Here is a 3,002-nt window from a genome sequence, read left to right as displayed (position 1 = left end):
AAGGAGGTAAAGTAGGCATCTGCGCGGCAATGCGAAAATTACTCCAATTAGCTTATGGTGTCTTAAAATCTGGAATACCCTTCGATGAAAATATAGCTCTTGCATCATGATGAGCAAGACGGTATCTGGCGTTTGGTACCCTGACCGGAAAATATCTGCAGGGCGCCCGCCCCGCCGGCGCACGCAATACGCTGTTTAGCCGCTTTACCCGTTACAGCGCCCCGCATACCCAGCTGGCTATCGCCGAATATGTCGCCCTGGCACAACGCCACGGGCTGGATCCCGCGCAGATGGCGCTGGCGTTCGTCCGCCGGCAGCCGTTCGTCGCATCGACGCTGCTTGGCGCGACCACCCTCGAACAGTTGCAGAGCAATCTCGACAGCCTAACGCTTCATCTCGACGAGACGCTCCTGGCGTCGCTGGAAGAAATACACCACCGCTACACGTACCCCGCGCCCTAAGGCCGGTGCGCGAGCGGGGGCACCGGGCGACGCTCACGCCCATCGATGTGGGCGAGGCACCTGAGGTATACGCCAGCCCGCGTATTCATAAGCGCAGGCAGGTTTAGGCAACTCGCCAACGCCGCGCCGAGCGGCGCGCTGGCAGGTTCAGAGGGTATACGCCTGCCCGTGCGGATAAACAAGATATGGGACACGCGGTGCCGCGCCGGCCGATCGGGGCGCGCGCCTTAAGCCGGAGCGTTGGTCGGAACTAACGCCCGCCGCCACCGTCCCCGCGGCTGAACCACCAGAGCACCACAATCGCCAGCGCGAACAGCAGACCAAAGCCCATGCCAATCGCCGCCGCCGCCACCTGTAACGACACCACTAGCGTATACAGCCCCAGCATCAGCAACACGGCAATATTTTCAGCGAAATTCTGCACGGCGATGGCGTTGCCGGCACCGACACTCCGCTGACCGCGGTGCTGTAATAGGGCATTGAGCGGTACGATGAAGAACCCCCCCAGCATGCCGATGAGGGCCAGCAGCCCGTAGGCGGGCAGCAGGTGATGCTGCACGCTGAACACTACCACGGCGGCGCCCAACAAGACGCCCGCCGGCATACAGCGTCGCACCGTTTCCAGCCGGATAAATCGGGCGGCGGCGGCGGCGCCAAATACGATGCCAATCGCCACCATGGCATTGAGCGTGGTCGGGGTGGTATTATCGCTAATGCCCAACGCCACCGGCACCCAAAGCACCAGCAAAAAACGCAGCGTGACCCCCGCGCCCCAAAACAAGCTGGTGCCGATAATGGCAAAACGCGTCTGACCGTCCCGTCCCAGACTACGACAGTGGCTGTAGAAAGCGCGCATCATTGCCAGCGGCCGATGGTCGGGATCAGCCGGCGCCGCCGCCAAACGGGGAATAAACACGTTAGCGACCATCGCCAGTGCATAGGTCAGCGCACACACCGCCAGCGCGCCGGCGACATGCCAATCCGCCAGCACGCCGCCGGCCACCGATCCCATAAGAATGGCGGCAATCGTGGAGCCTTCCATCAAACCATTGGCTCGCACCAGTTGGTCACCGGTGGTCAGCTCGCCAAGAATGCCGTATTTGGCCGGGGAATAGGCGGCGGCGCCGACGCCGACCAGGCAATAGCCCAAAAACGGATCGCCGCCAAAACAGATAAGCAGCGTCCCGGCCAGCTTCACGCCGTTGGCCGCCATCATCACACGCCCTTTGGGAAAACCATCGGCATAATGTCCGACGAAGGGCGCCAGCACGATATAAGCCCCCACAAAGAGCATTTGCAGGATCGGCTGACTCCAGTCGGGGTACTGTAGCGTTTTCATCAGCGCCAGCGTGGCGAACAGTAGCGCATTATCCCCGAACGCCGAGAAGAACTGCGCCACCATGACCGCCATCATCGACTGTGACCAGAGGGCCCCCGTGGCCGCGCCGGAATGCTTAGGCGTCATGCGTCAGACTCCGGCGCTGCCGCCATTTCACCCAGGGTGACGTAATCCGGTTTCCCGCTGCCCAGTAGCGGCAGCGTCTCGATATGTCGAATGTCGCGCGGCACGGTGATTTCCGCTGCGCCCTGTTTACGCGCCTGCTGCAAGAGTCTGTCCCGCGTTAGGTCGGGATCGGTGGTGAAGAGTACTAATCCTTCCCCGCGGGCGTTATCGCTGCGGGTAGTCGCGCCGTGTTTGGCGTCCGGCGAAACGCTCAGTGCCAACTGCTCGACGCTTTCCAATGACACCATCTCCCCCGCCAGTTTCGCGAAACGTTTCACCCGCCCTTGAATGGTACAGAACCCCTGCTCGTCCAGCGTGACGATATCGCCGGTGTCATACCAGCCCGGTTCGCTCTGGCCATCGGCGTTCTGTGCGGCGGGGGGCTCCAGCGCGCCGCCGCTGCCGACGCGCAGGTAACCTTTCATGATATTCGGCCCGCGCAGCTGTAGCCGCCCCCCGTGTTCTATCCCCTCCACCGCCATAAGCCGGGCGTCCATGCCGGGCAGGATCTGGCCGACGGTGTGCGGCTTCGCCGCCATCGGGACATTTATCGCCACCACCGGCGCGCATTCGGTGACGCCGTAGCCCTCCAGAATGCGCAGGCCGAAGCGTTCCTGCCACAGCTGGCGGGTGGTATCGGACAGTTTCTCCGCCCCCGCGACCACATAGCGCAGGCGGGCAAAATAGTACGGGTGGGCGAAACGCGCGTAATGGCCGAGGAAAGTCGAGGTGCCAAACAGCACGGTACAGTTCTGGTCATACACCAGTTCGGGAATAATCCGATAATGCAGCGGGCTGGGATACAGCAGCACCTGGGCGCCGGTCATCAACGGCATAAACAGCCCCACCGTTAAGCCATAGGTATCTACACATCAGGGAGGAGGCTTAAGAGCAACTCTCGCTAAATGAGTGAATCACCCCGGATAAATTAGAGTCTATACTTTAAAAGTGGAGGTCTCTATGACAACGACCAAACGTTACTCTCCGGAAGTCCGTGAACGGGCAGTTAATCTAGTGCTGGAAACTCAGCATGAGCA

General features: G+C 61.4%; 1 protein-coding gene and 3 pseudogenes. 2 read left to right on the top strand and 2 right to left on the bottom strand.

Annotated elements, in window-relative coordinates:
* Both CINSTRO3249_RS16885 and CINSTRO3249_RS14550 read left to right on the top strand, forming a co-directional pair.
* Window positions 1-110, top strand: a pseudogene (locus CINSTRO3249_RS16885) (IS110 family transposase); the annotation flags it as partial.
* Window positions 111-125: 15 nt separating this feature from the next.
* A pseudogene (locus tag CINSTRO3249_RS14550) lies at window positions 126-461 on the top strand (aldo/keto reductase); the annotation flags it as partial.
* A gap of 250 nt (window positions 462-711) precedes the next feature.
* On the opposite strand, the gene lplT reads toward CINSTRO3249_RS14550, so the two are convergent.
* A complete protein-coding gene (lplT, locus tag CINSTRO3249_RS14545) occupies window positions 712-1,926 on the bottom strand; it encodes a lysophospholipid transporter LplT (protein WP_074013777.1) in 1,215 nt (404 codons plus the stop codon).
* Window positions 1,923-2,825, bottom strand: a pseudogene (locus CINSTRO3249_RS14540) (AMP-binding protein); the annotation flags it as partial. The pseudogene CINSTRO3249_RS14540 and the gene lplT, both read right to left, overlap by 4 nt.
* Between the last annotated feature and the right edge of the window lie 177 nt (window positions 2,826-3,002).

The organism is Candidatus Sodalis sp. SoCistrobi (assembly GCF_900143145.1).
Taxonomy (GTDB): Bacteria; Pseudomonadota; Gammaproteobacteria; order Enterobacterales; family Enterobacteriaceae; genus SoCistrobi.
The sequence above is the reverse complement of the archived record's forward strand: the minus strand, read 5'-3'. Positions and strand labels throughout refer to the sequence as shown.